Origin of the sequence: Streptomyces sp. NPDC035033, from assembly GCF_040636735.1 — a bacterium.
Classification (GTDB): Bacteria; Actinomycetota; Actinomycetes; order Streptomycetales; family Streptomycetaceae; genus Streptomyces.
This window is the reverse complement of record NZ_JBEZUZ010000132.1, coordinates 1-14,976: the sequence shown is the minus strand read 5'-3', so window position 1 is coordinate 14,976 and position 14,976 is coordinate 1. Positions and strand designations below refer to the sequence as shown.

At 76.3% G+C, this 14,976-nt stretch carries 17 protein-coding genes; 6 read left to right on the top strand and 11 right to left on the bottom strand.

Annotation, left to right across the window (positions count from 1 at the left end; genetic code table 11):
- Together AB0E83_RS32845 and AB0E83_RS32840 are read right to left on the bottom strand one after the other, a co-directional pair.
- A partial coding sequence (locus AB0E83_RS32845) for a M48 family metalloprotease (protein WP_362120032.1) occupies nucleotides 1-770 on the bottom strand: 770 nt, incomplete at its 3' end.
- A 4-nt stretch (nucleotides 771-774) separates the two neighbouring features.
- Nucleotides 775-1,215 (bottom strand): BlaI/MecI/CopY family transcriptional regulator, encoded by a 441-nt coding sequence (locus AB0E83_RS32840; protein WP_362120030.1) that lies wholly within the window; start codon nucleotides 1,213-1,215, stop codon nucleotides 775-777.
- A gap of 147 nt (nucleotides 1,216-1,362) precedes the next feature.
- Between AB0E83_RS32840 and AB0E83_RS32835 the strand changes: the two genes are divergently transcribed.
- The gene (locus AB0E83_RS32835) at nucleotides 1,363-1,572 is read left to right on the top strand and encodes a twin-arginine translocase TatA/TatE family subunit (RefSeq protein WP_362120028.1); all 210 of its coding nucleotides are present in this window, start codon (nucleotides 1,363-1,365) and stop codon (nucleotides 1,570-1,572) included.
- A gap of 30 nt (nucleotides 1,573-1,602) precedes the next feature.
- Here AB0E83_RS32835 and AB0E83_RS32830 read toward each other — a convergent pair whose 3' ends face one another.
- On the bottom strand, nucleotides 1,603-2,202 hold the full coding sequence (locus AB0E83_RS32830) for a TetR/AcrR family transcriptional regulator (protein ID WP_362120026.1): 600 nt from the start codon (nucleotides 2,200-2,202) through the stop codon (nucleotides 1,603-1,605).
- Between the two features lie 87 nt (nucleotides 2,203-2,289).
- Nucleotides 2,290-3,531 (bottom strand): amino acid deaminase/aldolase, encoded by a 1,242-nt coding sequence (locus AB0E83_RS32825; protein WP_362120024.1) that lies wholly within the window; start codon nucleotides 3,529-3,531, stop codon nucleotides 2,290-2,292.
- Between the two features lie 195 nt (nucleotides 3,532-3,726).
- Between AB0E83_RS32825 and AB0E83_RS32820 the strand changes: the two genes are divergently transcribed.
- The gene (locus tag AB0E83_RS32820; RefSeq protein WP_362120023.1) at nucleotides 3,727-5,055 is read left to right on the top strand and encodes a D-arabinono-1,4-lactone oxidase; all 1,329 of its coding nucleotides are present in this window, start codon (nucleotides 3,727-3,729) and stop codon (nucleotides 5,053-5,055) included.
- 89 nt (nucleotides 5,056-5,144) lie between these two features.
- Here the strand turns inward: AB0E83_RS32820 and AB0E83_RS32815 are convergent, their stop codons facing one another.
- The 4 genes from AB0E83_RS32815 to AB0E83_RS32800 all read right to left on the bottom strand — a co-directional run bounded on the left by AB0E83_RS32815 (nucleotide 5,145) and on the right by AB0E83_RS32800 (nucleotide 8,321).
- A complete protein-coding gene (locus tag AB0E83_RS32815; RefSeq protein ID WP_362120021.1) occupies nucleotides 5,145-5,339 on the bottom strand; it encodes a hypothetical protein in 195 nt (64 codons plus the stop codon).
- Nucleotides 5,340-5,353: 14 nt separating this feature from the next.
- Nucleotides 5,354-5,710: a DUF2795 domain-containing protein gene (locus AB0E83_RS32810; RefSeq protein ID WP_362120019.1), complete on the bottom strand. Its 357-nt coding sequence runs from the start codon at nucleotides 5,708-5,710 to the stop codon at nucleotides 5,354-5,356.
- Between the two features lie 18 nt (nucleotides 5,711-5,728).
- On the bottom strand, nucleotides 5,729-6,817 hold the full coding sequence (locus AB0E83_RS32805; RefSeq protein ID WP_362120017.1) for a Vms1/Ankzf1 family peptidyl-tRNA hydrolase: 1,089 nt from the start codon (nucleotides 6,815-6,817) through the stop codon (nucleotides 5,729-5,731).
- 208 nt (nucleotides 6,818-7,025) lie between these two features.
- Entirely contained in the window at nucleotides 7,026-8,321 is a 1,296-nt protein-coding gene (locus AB0E83_RS32800) for a lysine 2,3-aminomutase (RefSeq protein ID WP_362120015.1), read from the bottom strand.
- A 529-nt stretch (nucleotides 8,322-8,850) separates the two neighbouring features.
- Between AB0E83_RS32800 and corA the strand changes: the two genes are divergently transcribed.
- Nucleotides 8,851-9,942 (top strand): magnesium/cobalt transporter CorA, encoded by a 1,092-nt coding sequence (gene corA, locus AB0E83_RS32795; protein ID WP_362120013.1) that lies wholly within the window; start codon nucleotides 8,851-8,853, stop codon nucleotides 9,940-9,942.
- A 97-nt stretch (nucleotides 9,943-10,039) separates the two neighbouring features.
- The gene (locus tag AB0E83_RS32790) at nucleotides 10,040-11,254 is read left to right on the top strand and encodes a sensor histidine kinase (protein WP_362120011.1); all 1,215 of its coding nucleotides are present in this window, start codon (nucleotides 10,040-10,042) and stop codon (nucleotides 11,252-11,254) included.
- Nucleotides 11,255-11,266: 12 nt separating this feature from the next.
- On the opposite strand, the gene AB0E83_RS32785 is transcribed toward AB0E83_RS32790, so the two are convergent.
- From AB0E83_RS32785 to AB0E83_RS32775, 3 genes are read right to left on the bottom strand one after another with little or no spacing between them, the layout of a single operon-like run.
- Complete coding sequence (locus AB0E83_RS32785; RefSeq protein ID WP_362120009.1) at nucleotides 11,267-11,872, bottom strand: TetR family transcriptional regulator; 606 nt, start codon at nucleotides 11,870-11,872, stop codon at nucleotides 11,267-11,269.
- Between the two features lie 42 nt (nucleotides 11,873-11,914).
- Nucleotides 11,915-12,880, bottom strand: a complete 966-nt coding sequence (locus AB0E83_RS32780; protein ID WP_362120007.1) for an NAD-dependent epimerase/dehydratase family protein — start codon at nucleotides 12,878-12,880, stop codon at nucleotides 11,915-11,917.
- A 45-nt stretch (nucleotides 12,881-12,925) separates the two neighbouring features.
- Complete coding sequence (locus AB0E83_RS32775) at nucleotides 12,926-13,876, bottom strand: ScbA/BarX family gamma-butyrolactone biosynthesis protein (protein WP_362120005.1); 951 nt, start codon at nucleotides 13,874-13,876, stop codon at nucleotides 12,926-12,928.
- 128 nt (nucleotides 13,877-14,004) lie between these two features.
- Here AB0E83_RS32775 and AB0E83_RS32770 point away from each other — a divergent pair, with 128 nt between their 5' ends.
- Both AB0E83_RS32770 and AB0E83_RS32765 read left to right on the top strand, forming a co-directional pair.
- Nucleotides 14,005-14,682, top strand: a complete 678-nt coding sequence (locus AB0E83_RS32770) for a ScbR family autoregulator-binding transcription factor (RefSeq protein WP_362120003.1) — start codon at nucleotides 14,005-14,007, stop codon at nucleotides 14,680-14,682.
- Between the two features lie 187 nt (nucleotides 14,683-14,869).
- On the top strand, nucleotides 14,870-14,976 hold a 107-nt coding region (locus AB0E83_RS32765), incomplete at its 3' end, for an acyl-CoA dehydrogenase family protein (protein ID WP_242483871.1).

Here is a 14,976-nt window from a genome sequence, read left to right as displayed (position 1 = left end):
CGGGCGCCCCCCCCCCCCGGCGCCCCCCCCCCCCCCGGCCCCCGCCCCCCCCCCCCCCCGCCGGAGGCGAGGGCCGCCCGGCCGATGGCCCGCGCGACCGCGCGCCGGCTCCCGACCCGCAGCGCCGCCTCCTCGTCCGCCCAGCGCTCGGCCGAGTACGTGACGGCCGTCCGCAGCGGGCGCAGCAGGGGATGGGCCGCCGCGGCCAGCCGCGCGACGAGCAGCAGCCGGTCGTGGCGGCCCGTCAGATGGGCCCGCTCGTGGGCGAAGAGGGCCCGCCGCTCGGCGGACCCGAGCCGGGCGAGCATGCCGCGGCTGACCACGACCCGCCCCCGGGAGCCGCGCGCGGCCGGGAGGGCGTACGCGTAGGGGACCGGGTCCGGCAGGACCGCGACCGGGGTGTCGGGCAGTCCGGCGAGGGCGCGGGCGGCCCGCCGGCGGACCCGCCGGTGGCGCAGCAGCGTCCGGCCGCAGACCGCGACCAGCGCGAGCAGCGCGGGGATCGCCGCCCGGCCGGCGACCTCGTCGTACGGCAGGGCGGCCCGCACCTCCGGGTCCGACCAGGCGTCCGGCAGCGGGTTGCCGGGCAGCTGGGCGGTGCCGACGACCATGAGGAGGGCGAGGCAGAGCGTGCTGCACACGGCGAGCACGGCGGCGACGGCGGTGAGCAGCCGGGTGGCGGTGCGCGGGTGGAGGTGGTGCTCGGCCAGGCGCGCGACGGGCCACGCGGTCAGCGGCAGGACCAGCGGCAGGAAGACGAAGAACCCCACGGCGTCAGCCCTCCCCCGCCCCTCCGGCCCCGTCCTCCCCGCCGTCCTCCTCGCCGTCCTCCTCGGCGCGGGCCAGGAGCTCCCTCAGGAGGCGCTCGTCGGCGGCCGGGAGGGTGGTGACGAAGCGGGCGAGGACGGCCTCCCGGTCGCCCTCGCCGTCCAGCACCCTGCGCATGCGGAGCGCGGCGAGCCCGGCCTCGTCGGCGACGGCGGTCCACTCGAAGGACCGGCCGGCGCGCTCGCGGGCCACCGCCCCCTTGGCGTGGAGGCGGGTGAGGATGGTGATGACGGTGGTGTAGGCGAGGGTGCCGCCGAGCCGTTCCCGCACCCAGCCCGCGGTGACCGGCCGGCCGGCCGCGCGCACCGCCGCGAGGACCTGGACCTCCAGCTCGCCCTGGCCGCGCCGGCGCGCGGGCTCCGCGCCCTCGGCGTCCCGCTTCTTCATCCGTCGTCCCCCTGCTCTTCCCCGGCCGCTCGTCCGGACCACCCGGGAGCCGGTCATCGTTCGGGGGGCGACCCTACCCGGTTCTTCTACGTCCCTGTAGATTGACGCGGGTCGACCACCGTCCCGTCCCCCGCCAGGAGTGTCCCCGTGTTCGGTCTGAGCGAGATCGCGATCCTGCTGGTCGTCGTCGTCCTGGTGGTCGGCGCGAGGAAGCTGCCGGAGCTGGCCCGCAACGCCGGCAAGGCGGCCCGCGTCCTCAAGGCCGAGGCGCGGGAGATGAAGGCGGGCGACGGGCCCCGGGAGCCGGCGGCCACGTACACCGTCAAGGAGACGCGGACCGTCACCGAGGACCGCTGACCCCGCCGCGTCCGCGCGCCGCCGCCGCGGTCAGGGACGGCGGACGGCGACCGAGGCGAGGTAGCGGGCGTACTCGTCCAGGGCGGCCAGGGCCTGGGCGTCGTCGCGGTCGATCAGCCAGGTGAGGGTGAGGCCGTCGAGGACGCCGAGGCCGTGCCGGGCGAGCACCGGCAGGTCCACCGTCCAGGCGAGGCCGGCCGCCTCGGCCATGGCCTCCAGGTGGGCGCGGTTCACGTCCAGGTAGTGCCGGTACTGGCGGCGGGCGACGTCGGCGAGGCCGGGCCGGCGCAGCGCGTACTGGGTGACCTCGTACGTGAGCAGGTGCTCGTCCGGACGGGCCACGACCTGCGCCCAGTAGGCCCGGAGGAGGGCGCGGATCGCCTCGTGGGGCGTGGCGCCCCCGGGGTGGACGAGGTCCGCCGGCGGGAGGTTCCGCTCCATGATCCGCTCGATGACGGTCTGGAACAGCTCCTCCTTGGAGCGGAAGCAGTAGTGGAAGGCGCCGAGCGGCACCCCGGCCTCGGTGACCACGGCCCGGGTGGTGGTCTCGGCGACCCCGTCGCGGATCATGACCCGGATCGCCGCCTCCGCCAGCTGCTCGCGGCGCTCACCGGCGGAGAGTCGGGGCATGGGCGGGCTCCTCGGGGCGGGGACGGGCGTCGGGCGCGGTCAACGTACCGCAGCGGACGGGCGGCGGCCTCCGGCGGACGGCGGCTCCTACAGGAAGGCCATGCCCTCGCCGCGGTAGGTGGGGACGGCGTCCACCACCCGGTCGTGCTCGACGAGGTGGAGGGTGTCGACGCGCTCGCACAGCTCGCCCGCCTTGGCGTGCCGGAACCAGACGCGGTCGCCGATCCGGAGGGTGTCGGCGGCGGGTCCGGCGAGCGGGGTCTGCACCTCGCCCGCGCCCTCGGCGGCGAGCATCCGCAGGCCCGCCGGGTGGACGGGGACGGGGAGCCGGTCCGGGCCGGGGGCGCCGGAGGCGGTCCAGCCGCCGCCGAGGACGGTGACGTGGCCGGGGGCGGGGCGGCGGACCACGGCGAGCGCGAAGGAGGCGGCGGGCAGCGGGCGGAAGCCCCGGTAGTGGTCGAAGAGGGCGGGGGCGTAGAGCCCGGAGCCGGCGCCGAGTTCGGTGACGGCGGGCTCGGCGGAGGTGGTCTCCAGGCTGCCGGTGCCGCCGCCGTTGACGAACTCCAGCGGGGCCACCTCCCGGACGGCGCGGACGGCGGCGGCGCGGCGGGCGCGCAGTTCGCGGGCGGAGAGCCGCTGGACGGCGCGGACGGCGGTGCGCATCGGGCGGGCCTGGCCGGGCTGGTCGTCGCCGACGCCGGCGATCTGCCCCTCGTACGCCATCACGCCGACCAGCCGCAGGCGGGGCCGGGCGACGACGGCGCGGGCCAGCGCGGCCGCCTCGCCGGGGGCGTGGACGGGCGAGCGGCGCATGCCGAGGTGGACGCGGCCGCCGAGCAGGCGGAGGGAGGCGTCGAGGTCGAGGCAGACCCGGACGGGCGGGCCGGAGGGGCCGATCGCCGCGGTGAGCAGGTCGAGCTGTTCGGCGGAGTCGGCCATGACGGTGACGCGGGCGGCGGCGGACTCGTCGGCGGCGAGGCGGCGCAGCGCGTCGGTGTCGGCGGTGGGGTAGCCGACCAGGACGTCGAGGCCGGGGTCGCGGGCGGCGAGCCAGAGGGCCTCGGGGAGGGTGAAGGCGAGCACCCCGGAGAAGCCGGGGAGGGCCAGGACCTCGCCGATCAGGGCGCGGCAGCGGAGCGACTTGCTGGCGAGGCGGATCGGCTTGCCGCCGGCCCGGCGGGCCATCTGGGCGGCGTTGGCGCGCAGGGCGCCGAGGTCGACGACGGCGAAGGGCGGCTGGAGGCCGGCGGTCGCCTTCTCCAGGTCGGCGAAGCCGGCGGGGCGCGGGGCGGGCGCGGCGGCTGCGGCGTCGGGGCGGGCGCTTGCCATGGCGGGCGGCCTTTCGTGGACCTCTTCGGGGACGTGCGCGGACCTCTTCGGAACCGTGGCGACGCCGCCACGGTCTCTTGGACGCCCGTCCAAGTCAACCCTCCGGGACCCTTGACTTGGACAGGCGTCCAAGTCCACTCTTCCGGGCAGCGAGAGCCGGCGGTGACCGCCCGGCCCGAAGGGAGAACGCCCGGCATGAGCAACGGCGAGAACGGCGGCGTGTGGCGCAACTGGGCCGGGAACGAGGAGGCCCGCCCCCGGCGGGTGGTGCGCCCGGCGCGCACCGAGGAGGTGGCCGCCGCCGTGAAGGACGCGGTGCGGGACGGGCTGCGGGTCAAGGCGGTCGGCTCCGGACACTCCTTCAGCGGCGTCGCCGTCGCCCCGGACGTCCAGCTCCGGCTCGACCGGCTCGACGCCGTCGACGCGGTGGACCCGGAGACCGGGCTCGTCACCGTCGGCGCGGGCATGCCGCTGTGGAAGCTGAACCCGCTGCTCGCCTCGCACGGCCTCGCCCTGGAGAACATGGGCGACATCGACCGGCAGACGGTCTCGGGCGCGATCTCCACCGGCACCCACGGCTCCGGCGTCCGCTTCGGCGGCATCGCCACCCAGGTGCGGGCGCTCGAACTCGTCCTCGCCGACGGGTCGGTGACGGTCTGTTCGGCGACCGAGCGGCCCGAACTCTTCGCCGCGGCCCGGGTCGGCCTCGGGGCGCTCGGCGTCCTCACCAAGGTCACCCTCCAGACCGTCCCGCTCTACGCCCTGCACGCCCGCGACGCGTCCATGCCGGTGGCCGAGACGCTGGAGCGGATCGACGAACTCGTCGATGAGAACGACCACTTCGAGTTCTTCTGGTTCCCGCACAGCGGGACCGCGCTCACCCGCCGGTTCCGCCGGCTGCCCGGCGACACGCCCCTCTCCCCCGTCGGCGCGCTCTCCCGGCGGATCGACGAGGCCGTCAGCGGGCCGGGCTTCGAGGCCCTGAACCGGCTCGGCACCCGCGTGCCGCGCCTGGTGCCGCCGATCACCCGCTTCGCGGCGCGCGCCATGTCGTCCCGCACCTGGACCGACCACGCGTACCGGGTCTTCGCCTCGGTGCGCGACGTCCGCTTCCACGAGGGCGAGTTCGCGATCCCGCGGGACCGGGCGGCCGAGGCGCTGCGGGAGATCCGGCGGTGGATCGACGCCCACGGGGAGCCGGTGTCCTTCCCGCTGGAGGTCCGCTTCACCGCCGCCGACGACATCTGGCTCTCCACCGCGCAGGGCCGGGAGAGCTGCTACATCGCCTTCCACCAGTACCACCGGATGCCGTACCGGCGGTACTTCGACGCCTGCCAGGAGATCCTCGGCTCGTACGGCGGACGCCCGCACTGGGGCAAGATGCACGACCTCGGGGCGGACGAACTCCGGGGCCGCTACGAGCGGTTCGACGACTTCGTCGCCCTCCGCGACGCGCTCGACCCGGGCGGCGTCCTCGCCAACCCGTACCTCGACCGCGTCCTCGGACCGGCCCCGGCCGCGTAGCCGTCCCCGGCCGCGCGGCCGGAGAGGCGGTACGCGGCCGGGGACGCGGTCACGCGACCGGGGGAACGGTCACGCGGCCGGGTTCGCGGTCACGGGTGGTCCGGGCGCTGCGAGGGAGGCACGCCGCCTCCCTCGCCGCCGCCCCGGCGGCCCTTGTCGCTCCCGTGGGGCCGGGCCTTCCGCTCGTCCCGCGGCGCCTCCCGGGCCTTGGTCTCCCCGCTCTCCTGCGGGGTCGCTCCGCCCCGGCCACTGCGCCGGGCCTCGGGCTGCTGGGGATCGGGCATGACCGCCACCTCCTTCACTCGGTGCCTGCTCCGTCGTCGAGGGCGCGGGCCACCTCGGCCGGGGACGCGTACCGGCCGTCCTCCGGCAGCCGCCGCACCGCGTCGACCAGCGCGCCGGGGGCGTGTCCCGCCTCCAGCGCGGCGGCGAGGGTCCGCGCGTCCGCCGGGAAGGCCGCCCGGTCGAGGTGGCGGGCCACCTCGACGGCCGGGTCCGCGGCCGGGGCCGAGGCCCCGGGGTCGTCGTCGGCGGGCGGTTCGGGGTCGCGGAAGTCCTCGGTGTGGGTGGGCCGTCCGGACTTCAGGTAGCCCTGCAGTTCGTGCTTCGTCTCGTCGTCCCGGCGGGGGCCCACCGGGTTGCTGCCGCGCTGCACGGTTCCGCACCTCCTCGCTCAGCGCTGTGCCGCTCGTTCCTCTTCGCCGCGGGGCCACCGCAGCAGCGCGCCCACGCCCCCGGCGGGCACCGCGCCGTCGCCGGGCACCAGGACCGCCTCGCCGCCGGCCGCCGCCGTGCCGATCAGCAGGGCGTCGTCCGCGGGGGCCGGGCGGACCGGTTCCCCGCCGAGCGCCCGCGCGTCGGAGCGCCGGGCGGCCACCTGGGCGGGGTCGGACCCGACCCAGACCTCGCGGTGCAGGTCCGGTCCGGCGTCGGTGAGCAGCAGCGTGTCGACGCGGTGCTCCTGCACGGCCTCCGTGACGGCGGGCACGCCCTCGACGGCCGCGTCGGGCCGGCCGGAGGCGTTCCGCCCGGCCCGGAAGCGGTCGAGGACGGCCTCCGTCCGGCGGGCCGTGTGCTCCATCCGGGCGGCCCGGACGTCGGCCATGAGCGGCGCGTCGTCGGTCCCCTCCGCGCGGCCGCCGTGCTCGCTGATCGAGGTCACCCCGTGCAGTTCCCCGGGGAGCCGCTCCCGCACGGCACGGCACTCGCGGGCGCCGCCGGCCAGCACGACCAGCTCGGCGCCGGACGCCTCGCAGGTGCGGGCGATCTCGTCGGCGATCAGCCGGGCGTTCTCCTCCCAGGTGTTCTCGACCGCCGCCTCGAAGTGCTTGACGGACCAGTCGCCCGCGGCCGGGCGGTGCAGCGGCCAGTCGCGGCCCTCGACCCCGCCCGCGTCCTCGGCCCGGCCGGTGCCGTGGAGCTCGAAGTCGGCGCCGGTCCGGTCGACGCGGGCGACGAGGCAGGGCGGTTCCTGACCGCCCAGTTCGACCAGGGGCGCCACGTGCGGCAGGGCGGACCAGGTGGCCTCGGAGCGGGCCGGGGCCTGGTCGAGCCGGCACTCCAGCGCCACCCGCCCCTCGGCCGCGAAGAGCGCGAGCGCGCGGGGTTCGGCGTCGGGCGCCGCGCCCTCCAGCGCCTCCCGCACCGCCGCCACCGTGGCTGCGTCCGCCCCCTGTTCGTCCAGGGACCGGCACAGTTCGCGCCAGGACAGTTCCCGGCGGGTCGTGCCCGCCTCGTCGGGCGGCCCGGTCGTGGCGTACACGCTCGCCCAGGGTCCCCTTCCGGTCGTGACAGGTTCCAGGAAGTCCAGTTTCACCGTCCATCGCTCCTTCCGCCGGGCGTCGTACCGGGCCCGCGGCCGCCGTCCGGGGCCGCGAGACGCCTCTCTCCCGGCCGCTGCCCCGAATTCCGGGAGCGATGCGCGCGACCGCGGGACGCCTCGCCCGGACCGGGGCGCCGCGGCCGGGACCTCACTCCCCCGGCGGCGGCACGGGGGCCGGGGAGCGGTAGGGGATCAGGCACCGGTCGTGGTCGGCGTACGGCACGAGGTCGCCCCACCCCTGGGCCGTCGGGTCGAAGCGGGCGTGGACGAGGGTGCCCGCCAGCGCCGGGTCCCGGGTGCGCAGCGCCCGCAGCGCGAACGCGGGCCCGTCGGGGAGCCGGGCGATCCCGTCGACGACCAGCTCCCCGAGCTCCGTGACCATCACCGGGCCGCGCGCCGTCCCCGCCAGGTCCGGGGCGCGCCGGCGCGCCTCCGCGCACACGCTCAGGGTCCGCGCCAGCGGCAGCCCGTAGTAGCGGCGCGGGCCGGTGTCCCGCGCCACGAGCAGGGAGTACGGCACGAGCCCGAGCCCCACCTGGTCCCGCCACATCCGGGCCCAGACGGCGGGGTCGTCGTTGACGTGCCGGACGACCGGCGCCTCGGTGCGCAGCACGGCCCCGGTGGCGTGCAGCCGGCGCAGCGCCCGCCGGGCCGGCGCGGGCTCCAGCTCGCGGGGGTGGGTGACGTGCAGCAGGAGGGCGAGGTGGCGGCCGGAGCGGACCACCCCGTCGAGGAGCCGGAGCAGGTCGTCGGCGTCGGGCGCGGTGAGGAAGCGGTCCGGCTGGAAGGAGACGGCCTTGGTGCCGATCCGGACCGTGCGGACGTGGGCGTACCGGTGGCGGCCGGTGAGCGGGGCGAGGTAGCGGGCGAGCGCCTCGGCGCGCATCACGAGCGGGTCGCCGCCGGTGAGCAGGACGTCGGTGATCCCCGGGTGCCGGTCGAGGTGGGCCCACATCGTCCCGGGGTCCTCGACCGCCTGCCGGGGGCCGGGTTCGCCGGTGAACTGCGGCCAGCGGAAGCAGTAGCCGCAGTAGCTGTGGCAGGTCTGGCCCTGCGGCGGGAGGACGAGGAGGGTGTCGGGGGACGGCTGCCGGAGGCCGGGCGCGGCCTCCGGCGGGCCCGGGGCGGGCCGGCCGCCGGGGTCCGGGGCGAGCCGTTCCCGGATGCCGGTGACGACCCGGCGCAGCCGGTCGTGGTCGGGCAGGGCCGCCTCGACGGCGGCGAAGTCGGCCGGGGCGAGCATGTCGCGGTGCGGCACGACCAGCCGGTAGAGGGGGTCGTCGGGGGCGCGCTCCCAGTCGACGAGCGCGTCCGCGACGTGCTCGCTCACCTTGAACGGCAGCACGCGGGCCACCACCTCGGCGTCGTGGCCGAGTTCGGGCCGGCCGGTGCGGTCGGCGACGAGGCGGGCGAGCCGGCGGCCGGTGTGGAAGCGGTTCTCCATGTGCGTGTGTCCCCCCACCGGTTCGGTCACGGCGCGGGCGGGCGGCCCGCGCGGCCGCGCGGGCCGGATCCGATGATGCGGACGGACGGCGGGGCCGCCAACGGCACTACGGCCCGGCGGACGCGGAGGCAACCCGGAAGTCCGGACATCGTCGGACGCGCGGGAACGGGCCACGGCCGCCCCGCGCCGGTGGCCGCGCCGCCGTCCCGGCGGGCCGGGCCGCGCGGGAAACGGGGAATTCCGGCCCGCTCCCCCGCCCGGCCGCCCCCGCGAGATTGGCGCGATCCGAGGGGCCCGGGGACGAGCCGGCCGGAGCCCCGCCGGGCCCCTCCCGGAGCGGCGCCGGAGCCGTGCGGGCCCCGCACGGCCCCGCGCCGGAGGCGTACCGGAACCCCGGCCCGGGCCCCGCCGGAGGCGTACCGGAGCCGTACGGAGGGCATACGGGAGCCGTACCGGGCCCCGTCCGCGCCGGTCCGTGCGCCCGGGGGCGGTGGCACACTGGCCCCCGGCCCGCCGAAGGAGTACCACCGTGTCCGTGATCCAGCGCCTGCGCACCGCCGTCCGCCGGACCTACCGGCGGACCGTCGACCTGAGCCACCCGGCCCGCTCGCCGCTCGGCAGCGCGGTCGTCAACTGCGTGGTGTACGTCGACGGGGTGCGCCGGTCGGTGCGGGGCACCGGTGCCGAGGACGCGCTGCGGTACGTGCGCCGCGGCGGGGACGGCTTCGTGTGGATCGGGCTGCACGAGCCGGAGGAGAAGGAACTCACCGTGCTCGCCGAGCTGTTCGGGCTGCACCCGCTGGCCGTCGAGGACGCCGTCCACGCCCATCAGCGCCCCAAGGTCGAGGAGTACGACGGGGTGCTGTTCGCCGTCCTGAAGACGGTCCGGTACGTCGAGCACGAGACGCTCACCGCCACCAGCGAGGTGGTGGAGACCGGCGAGCTGATGGCCTTCGTCGGGCCCGACTTCGTCATCACCATCCGGCACGGCGGACACGGTTCGCTCGGCCCGCTGCGCGAGGCGCTGGAGGAACTGCCGGAGCAGCTGGCCAAGGGGCCGTCGGCGGTGCTGCACGCCGTGGCCGACCACGTCGTGGACGACTACCTCGCCGTCGCGGACGCGGTGCAGACCGACCTCGACGCGATCGAGAACGCGGTCTTCTCCGACCAGGCGGACCGGGGGGACGCGGGGCGGATCTACCAGCTCAAGCGGGAGCTGCTCGAACTGCGCCGGGCCGTCGCCCCGCTGTCCCGCCCGCTGACGGCGCTCGCCACCCGGCCCATGCCGCTGGTCGACCCGGAGATCCGCGCGTACTTCCGGGACGTCACCGACCACCTCTCCCGGGTGACCGAGCAGATCGCCTCGTACGACACCCTGCTCGACTCGGTGCTCCAGGCCCACCTGGCGCAGGTCACGGTCGCGCAGAACGAGGACATGCGGAAGATCACCGCCTGGGCGGCGATCGTCGCGGTGCCGACCATGGTGTGCGGGGTGTACGGCATGAACTTCGAGCACATGCCGGAGCTCCGCTGGACCTACGGCTACCCGGTGGTCCTCGGCGTGATCGCCGTGGCCTGTTACGCCATCCACCGGGGCTTCCGGCGCAACGGCTGGCTGTAGGCGGACCGCCGGGGGAGCCCGGTGACGCGCCCGGCATCCGCGACATGAGAGGTTTGTCCCGTTCATCCGATCAGTGGGCGGAGAGGTGCGGCACGGCATGGCGCGGTGGGACGGTACGGGGACGGTGGGCGCCGAGCGGGAGGAGGAGGACGCGGACGGCGACGCGCGCCGGTTCCGGCTCCTGCTCCACCTGGGCTTCTTCCTGCTCCTCGGCTCCTCGCTGACCCGCTTCCTGATGCGGCACACCGGCGAGGGCATCGCCCCCTGGGTGGTCGGCCTCTCCGCCCTCCTCGCCGTGCTGTACGCGGCGGAGCCCGCCGTCGCCGGCGACCGGGTCCGGCGGAACGTCTGGCTCGGCGTCTGCTCGGCGGTCTGGATCGCGCTCGTCTTCCTCGCCCCCAGCTTCGCCTGGTGCTCGATCCCGCTCTTCTACCTGGGGCTGCGCCATCTGCGCCCGCCGGCGGCGGTCGGCCTCGTCGCCCTGCTCACGGTCGTCTCCGTCACCGCGCAGCTGCGGCTGGCCGGCCGCTTCGAGTTCGACATCCTGCTCGCCCCGCCCGCCATCTCCGCCATCTGCGTCGCCGTCTTCGTCCGCATGGACCGGCAGACCCGGCGGCAGCGCGAGCTCATCGCGGACCTCGTCCGCACCCGCCGCGAACTCGCCGCCACCGAGCGGCGCGAGGGGACCCTCGCCGAGCGGCAGCGGCTCTCCATGGAGATCCACGACACCCTCGCCCAGGGCCTGTCCAGCCAGCAGATGCTCCTCCAGGCCGCCGACCGCACCTGGGACAGCGACCCGGGCACCGCCCGCCGGCACGTGCGCGCCGCCACGGCGATCGCCGAGCACAACCTCGCCGAGGCCCGCCGCTTCGTCCACGACCTGGCCCCCGCCGACCTCGCCGGGGGCGGCGGCCTGGACGAGGCGCTGCGCGCCCTGGCCCGCCGGGAGTCCCGCGACGGGCTGACCGTCCGCTGCCACGTGGAGGGCGTCCCGGCCCGGCGGCTGCCCGACCGGGTCCAGTCGGCGCTGCTGCGGATCGCGCAGGGCGCGCTGGCGAACGTGCGGGAGCACGCGGACGCCCGTACCGCCGCGCTCACCCTCACCTACCTCGACGACCGGGTCGTCCTCGACGTCGCCGACGACGGCCGGGGCTTCGACCCGGCGGCGGTCCGGGCGGACGGCGGGGTGCGCGGCCACGGGCTGCCGGCCATCCGCACCCGCGCCGGGCAGCTCGGCGGTTCCCTCACCGTCGAGTCGGCGCCCGGCGAGGGCACGGTCCTGTCCGCCGCCGTGCCGCTGGACGGCGGCTGACCGGGGTCCGGCTCAGGCCGGGGGCGGGCCGCCGGGGTAGGCGACCCGGGCGGTGATCCGGGCGATCCGCCGCGCCGACTCCTCGGGGGCGGCCACCGGCTGGACGATGTGGCTCACGGTGAGCCGGACGATGGTCTCGACGGCGAGCCCCCGGGACTCCTCGTCCACGTCGGGCCACGCCTCGGTCGCGTACGCGTCGAGCAGCGTCATCGCCGTCCCGAAGACGGGCTCGGTGCGCGTGGTCAGGTAGGCGAGCAGGTCGGTGTCGCCGCCGCCCCGGGCGGCCAGCAGCACGCTCTTGATCAGGGGGTTGTCGACGGCCTGCTGGAGCGTGTACCCGACCCCCGCCCGCGCGGCCCGCTCCAGGTGTCCGCGGTGGGCGTCCAGCTCCCGCTGGATCCCGGCGAGGAACCGTTCCAGCTCGCGCTGGACCAGCGCCCCGCCGATCGCCTCCTTCGACCCGAACTCGTTGTAGAGCGTCTGCCGGCTGATCCCCGCGGTCCGCGCGATGGCGGTCATGCGCAGCATGCCCCAGCCGTCGGCCGCGACGAGCGCGTAGGCGGCGTCGAGGACCCGCTCGCGCAGCAGGGACCGGACGGTCTCACGGAAACGTGTCATCGCCCCCACCTTAGACGCGGGCCCGCCCCCCGAGGTGACGGACTACGGCCGTGCGGAGCGGGCGGCGAGAAGTTCCCGGTACCAGCTCAGGTGGCGGGGGAAGGCGGCGGTGAAACCGGGGCCCGGGCCGCGTCCGAAGTCGGTCCAGGGGCGCTCGTCGGCGAACCAGTGGTCGACGCCGAACATCTCCAGGTGGTGGGCGGCGAGCGGGTTCCCGGCGAGCAGCGCGCGGGCCTCGGCGAGCCCCACCTCGGGGCCGCCGCCGGGCCGCACCCGCTCCGGGAGCAGCGGCGCGAGGGCGGCGAGCAGTTCGGCGTCGGAGACCGGGTCGGGGTGGGCGAGGTAGTACGCGCCGGGCCGGGTGGCCGGGGAGAGCGCCGCGCCCAGCAGGGCGCCCGCCAGGCTCTCCACCTCGACCGTCGAGTGGAGCGAGCCGGTGGGGACGAACGGGCCGGGCAGCGCGGAGAGCAGCGTCAGGAGCCCCGGTACGACCTGCCGGTCGCCCGTGCCGTAGACGAGGTGCGGGCGCAGCACGGTGCCGCCGGCGTCCAGGACGTACCGCTCCCCGGCGGCCCGGGTCCGGCTGGTCGCCGACACCGGGGCGAGCGGGAGGCTGTCGGGGGCGGCGGCGCGGAAGGGGCCGCGGCCGTGCACGGAGGCGGTGCTGAGGGCGACGATCCGTCCGGCGCCGGCCCGGTCCGCGGCGTCGGCGAGGTCCCGGGCGCCGTGCTCGTTGGCGGCCCGCAGCAGTTCCTCGTCACCGCCGATCACGGAGGCGCAGTGGATCACCGCGTCGATCCCGTCGCAGGCCCGGCGCAGGCTCCCGGCGTCCCGGAGGTCGCCCCGGACGGTCTCGACGACGGGCCCGCCGGCGGGTGCGGCGGGGGCCGTGACCGTGGAGCGGACGAGGAGGCGCAGGTGGTCGATGCCGGGGTGCGCGGCGGCCGCGGCGGCGACCCGGCCGCCGATGAAGCCGGTGGCGCCGGTGACGAGGAGGCGGATTCCCATGGGGCCTTCCGGTGGGGCGGGCGGGGCTCGGCGGGGTGCGCCCGGTCAGCCCGCGAGACGGTGGTCGAGCCGGGCGACGGCGGGGGTGCCGGCCGGTGAGGAGAGGGTGCAGACGAAGACGGGCCGGCCGTCCTGGTGGCCGTCGATCCGGACCGTGAGCGTCCGCGGGTCGGCGGCGGGCACGGCCTCGGCCGTGATCCAGCAGGGCGGTTCGAGTTCGGCGTAGCGGAAGAACGACACGTTCATGGCCGACGGGAAGAAGGCCTCCGCCCCCATCAGGGCGTGGGCGGCCTGGCGGGCCGCCTCCAGGAGCAGCATGCCCGGCACGTGGTCGTTGGGGCGCCGGAAGAGGGTGGGGTGGCCGGTGTCGATCCGCAGCTGCCACTGTCCGGGGCGGGTGCCCCGGCCGAGGACCACGTCCTCGGCCCGCTCCCGGCCCACCGTCTCCGGCGGAAGGCCCGGGATCAGCGGCACCGGCCGGCCGAGGAGGGCGAGTTGCGGGCCCCGGATCCTGCGGTACGCGGCGGCGGACGTGCAGCTCGTCAGGCCGCTGCCGGTCGCGAGGAGCCTTCCGCCCCGGGTGAGGACGGTGGTGGTGCGCAGCCCCCGCAGCCCCCGGCCGTGGCCGCGGACGTCGGAGAGGATCACGTCCACGGTGACGTCGGTGTCGGCGGCGGTGGCGTCCACCGCGAGCGCCTCGGGCTCGGCGTCGTAGGACAGGTCCCGGAGGACGAACTGCGAGTCGACCGGCACCCCGAGCTCGGCGTGCGCGACCAGCATGGTGGCCTGGCGTATGGTCTCGGCGATCAGAATCGGGTCGTGCCGGTCGCCGTCGACCGGGGAGAAGTAGGGATGCGAGCGGGGCCACGTGGCGGAGACGGAGAAGCGGTTCTCCCGGAACCGCGTCCAACCGGTGGGGATGATGTCCGCCGGGTCGGACCGGTGGACGAACTCTCCGGGAACGGTCGTCTTCCCCTGCCGATCGTGCCGGTCCATGTCTCCCCTTGCGTGCCTTCCCCCCGGGCCTCCTGCCCGGCCCGGCGTAGGGTACGTACGTTCTGGTTTCTTTTTCAATGCTTCACGTCACACGGCGAAAGCACACAGTGAGACAGCGGGAGGGCCCTGTGGCGCAACAAGCGCGTGCTATCCGAACACGACGGGCGATCCTCGAGGCCGCCGCCAGCGTCTTCGCGGAGCGCGGCTACGAGCGGGCGACCGTCGGGGAGATCCTCGCGCGTGCCGGAGTGACGAAGGGCGCGCTGTATTTCCACTTTGCGTCCAAGGAAGAGGTCGCGACGGGCGTGCTCGACGCCCAGCTGCTCGACGAACCGCTCACTCCGCAGCCGGTCAAGCTCCAGGAACTCATCGACCAGGGCTTCCTCCTCTCCCACCGTCTCCAGCACGATCCGCTGGTCCAGGCGAGCGTGGCCCTCGCCCTCGACAGCGGCGCGGTGAGCGTCAACCGGGCCGTGCCGTTCCAGGCGTGGGTCGACCAGGTCTCCGAGATCCTCACGGTGGCCCGGGCGCGCGGCGAGCTGCTCCACCACGTGAACGTGACCGACACGGCCGAGCTGTTCTCCGGGGCCTTCACCGGGATCCAGACCATGTCCGCCGTTCTGTGCAATCGCAACGATCTCGCCCATCGTACGTCCGTGCTCATGCGGCATGTGATCCCGTCGATCTGCACACCTGCGATCCTCCTGGAGCTGGACATGAGCGCCGAGCGGGCGCGGGCGCTGGCCGCCGAGTACGACGCGGGCCGGCGTCACCAGGACAAGGACCTGACGGACACCTCCGCGTAACCGCAGCGCCTCCGGAAACAGACCAGATGGTCTGGAAAGCGCCCCGACGGCACTCCGCCGTCGGGGCGCTCTGGCGTCATGGCACTGAGTGTGTTTTGCTGAGGGTACTCAGTGCCATACGCGGTGCCGTAGGCGTTTCCGGGTGCCACAAGCCAGGCGCCCCAGCATTTCCAGGGAGCTCAAGACCATGGGCAAGGACTTCGACCTGTACCGGACCTCCGAGGAGCACGAGATGCTCCGGGAGTCGGTGCGTGCGCTGGCGGAGGCGAAGATCGCTCCGTTCGCGGCGGCGGT

Excerpts from the sequence above, each read along its gene's own strand:
- AB0E83_RS32790 (WP_362120011.1), top strand. The coding sequence starts at position 10,040 with ATGGCGCGGTGGGACGGTACGGGGACGGTGGGCGCCGAGCGGGAGGAG.
- AB0E83_RS32800 (WP_362120015.1), bottom strand. The coding sequence starts at position 8,321 with ATGGAGAACCGCTTCCACACCGGCCGCCGGCTCGCCCGCCTCGTCGCC.
- AB0E83_RS32785 (WP_362120009.1), bottom strand. The coding sequence starts at position 11,872 with ATGACACGTTTCCGTGAGACCGTCCGGTCCCTGCTGCGCGAGCGGGTC.
- AB0E83_RS32840 (WP_362120030.1), bottom strand. The coding sequence starts at position 1,215 with ATGAAGAAGCGGGACGCCGAGGGCGCGGAGCCCGCGCGCCGGCGCGGC.
- AB0E83_RS32825 (WP_362120024.1), bottom strand. The coding sequence starts at position 3,531 with ATGGCAAGCGCCCGCCCCGACGCCGCAGCCGCCGCGCCCGCCCCGCGC.
- AB0E83_RS32830 (WP_362120026.1), bottom strand. The coding sequence starts at position 2,202 with ATGCCCCGACTCTCCGCCGGTGAGCGCCGCGAGCAGCTGGCGGAGGCG.
- AB0E83_RS32780 (WP_362120007.1), bottom strand. The coding sequence starts at position 12,880 with ATGGGAATCCGCCTCCTCGTCACCGGCGCCACCGGCTTCATCGGCGGC.
- AB0E83_RS32820 (WP_362120023.1), top strand. The coding sequence starts at position 3,727 with ATGAGCAACGGCGAGAACGGCGGCGTGTGGCGCAACTGGGCCGGGAAC.
- AB0E83_RS32775 (WP_362120005.1), bottom strand. The coding sequence starts at position 13,876 with ATGGACCGGCACGATCGGCAGGGGAAGACGACCGTTCCCGGAGAGTTC.
- AB0E83_RS32815 (WP_362120021.1), bottom strand. The coding sequence starts at position 5,339 with ATGCCCGATCCCCAGCAGCCCGAGGCCCGGCGCAGTGGCCGGGGCGGA.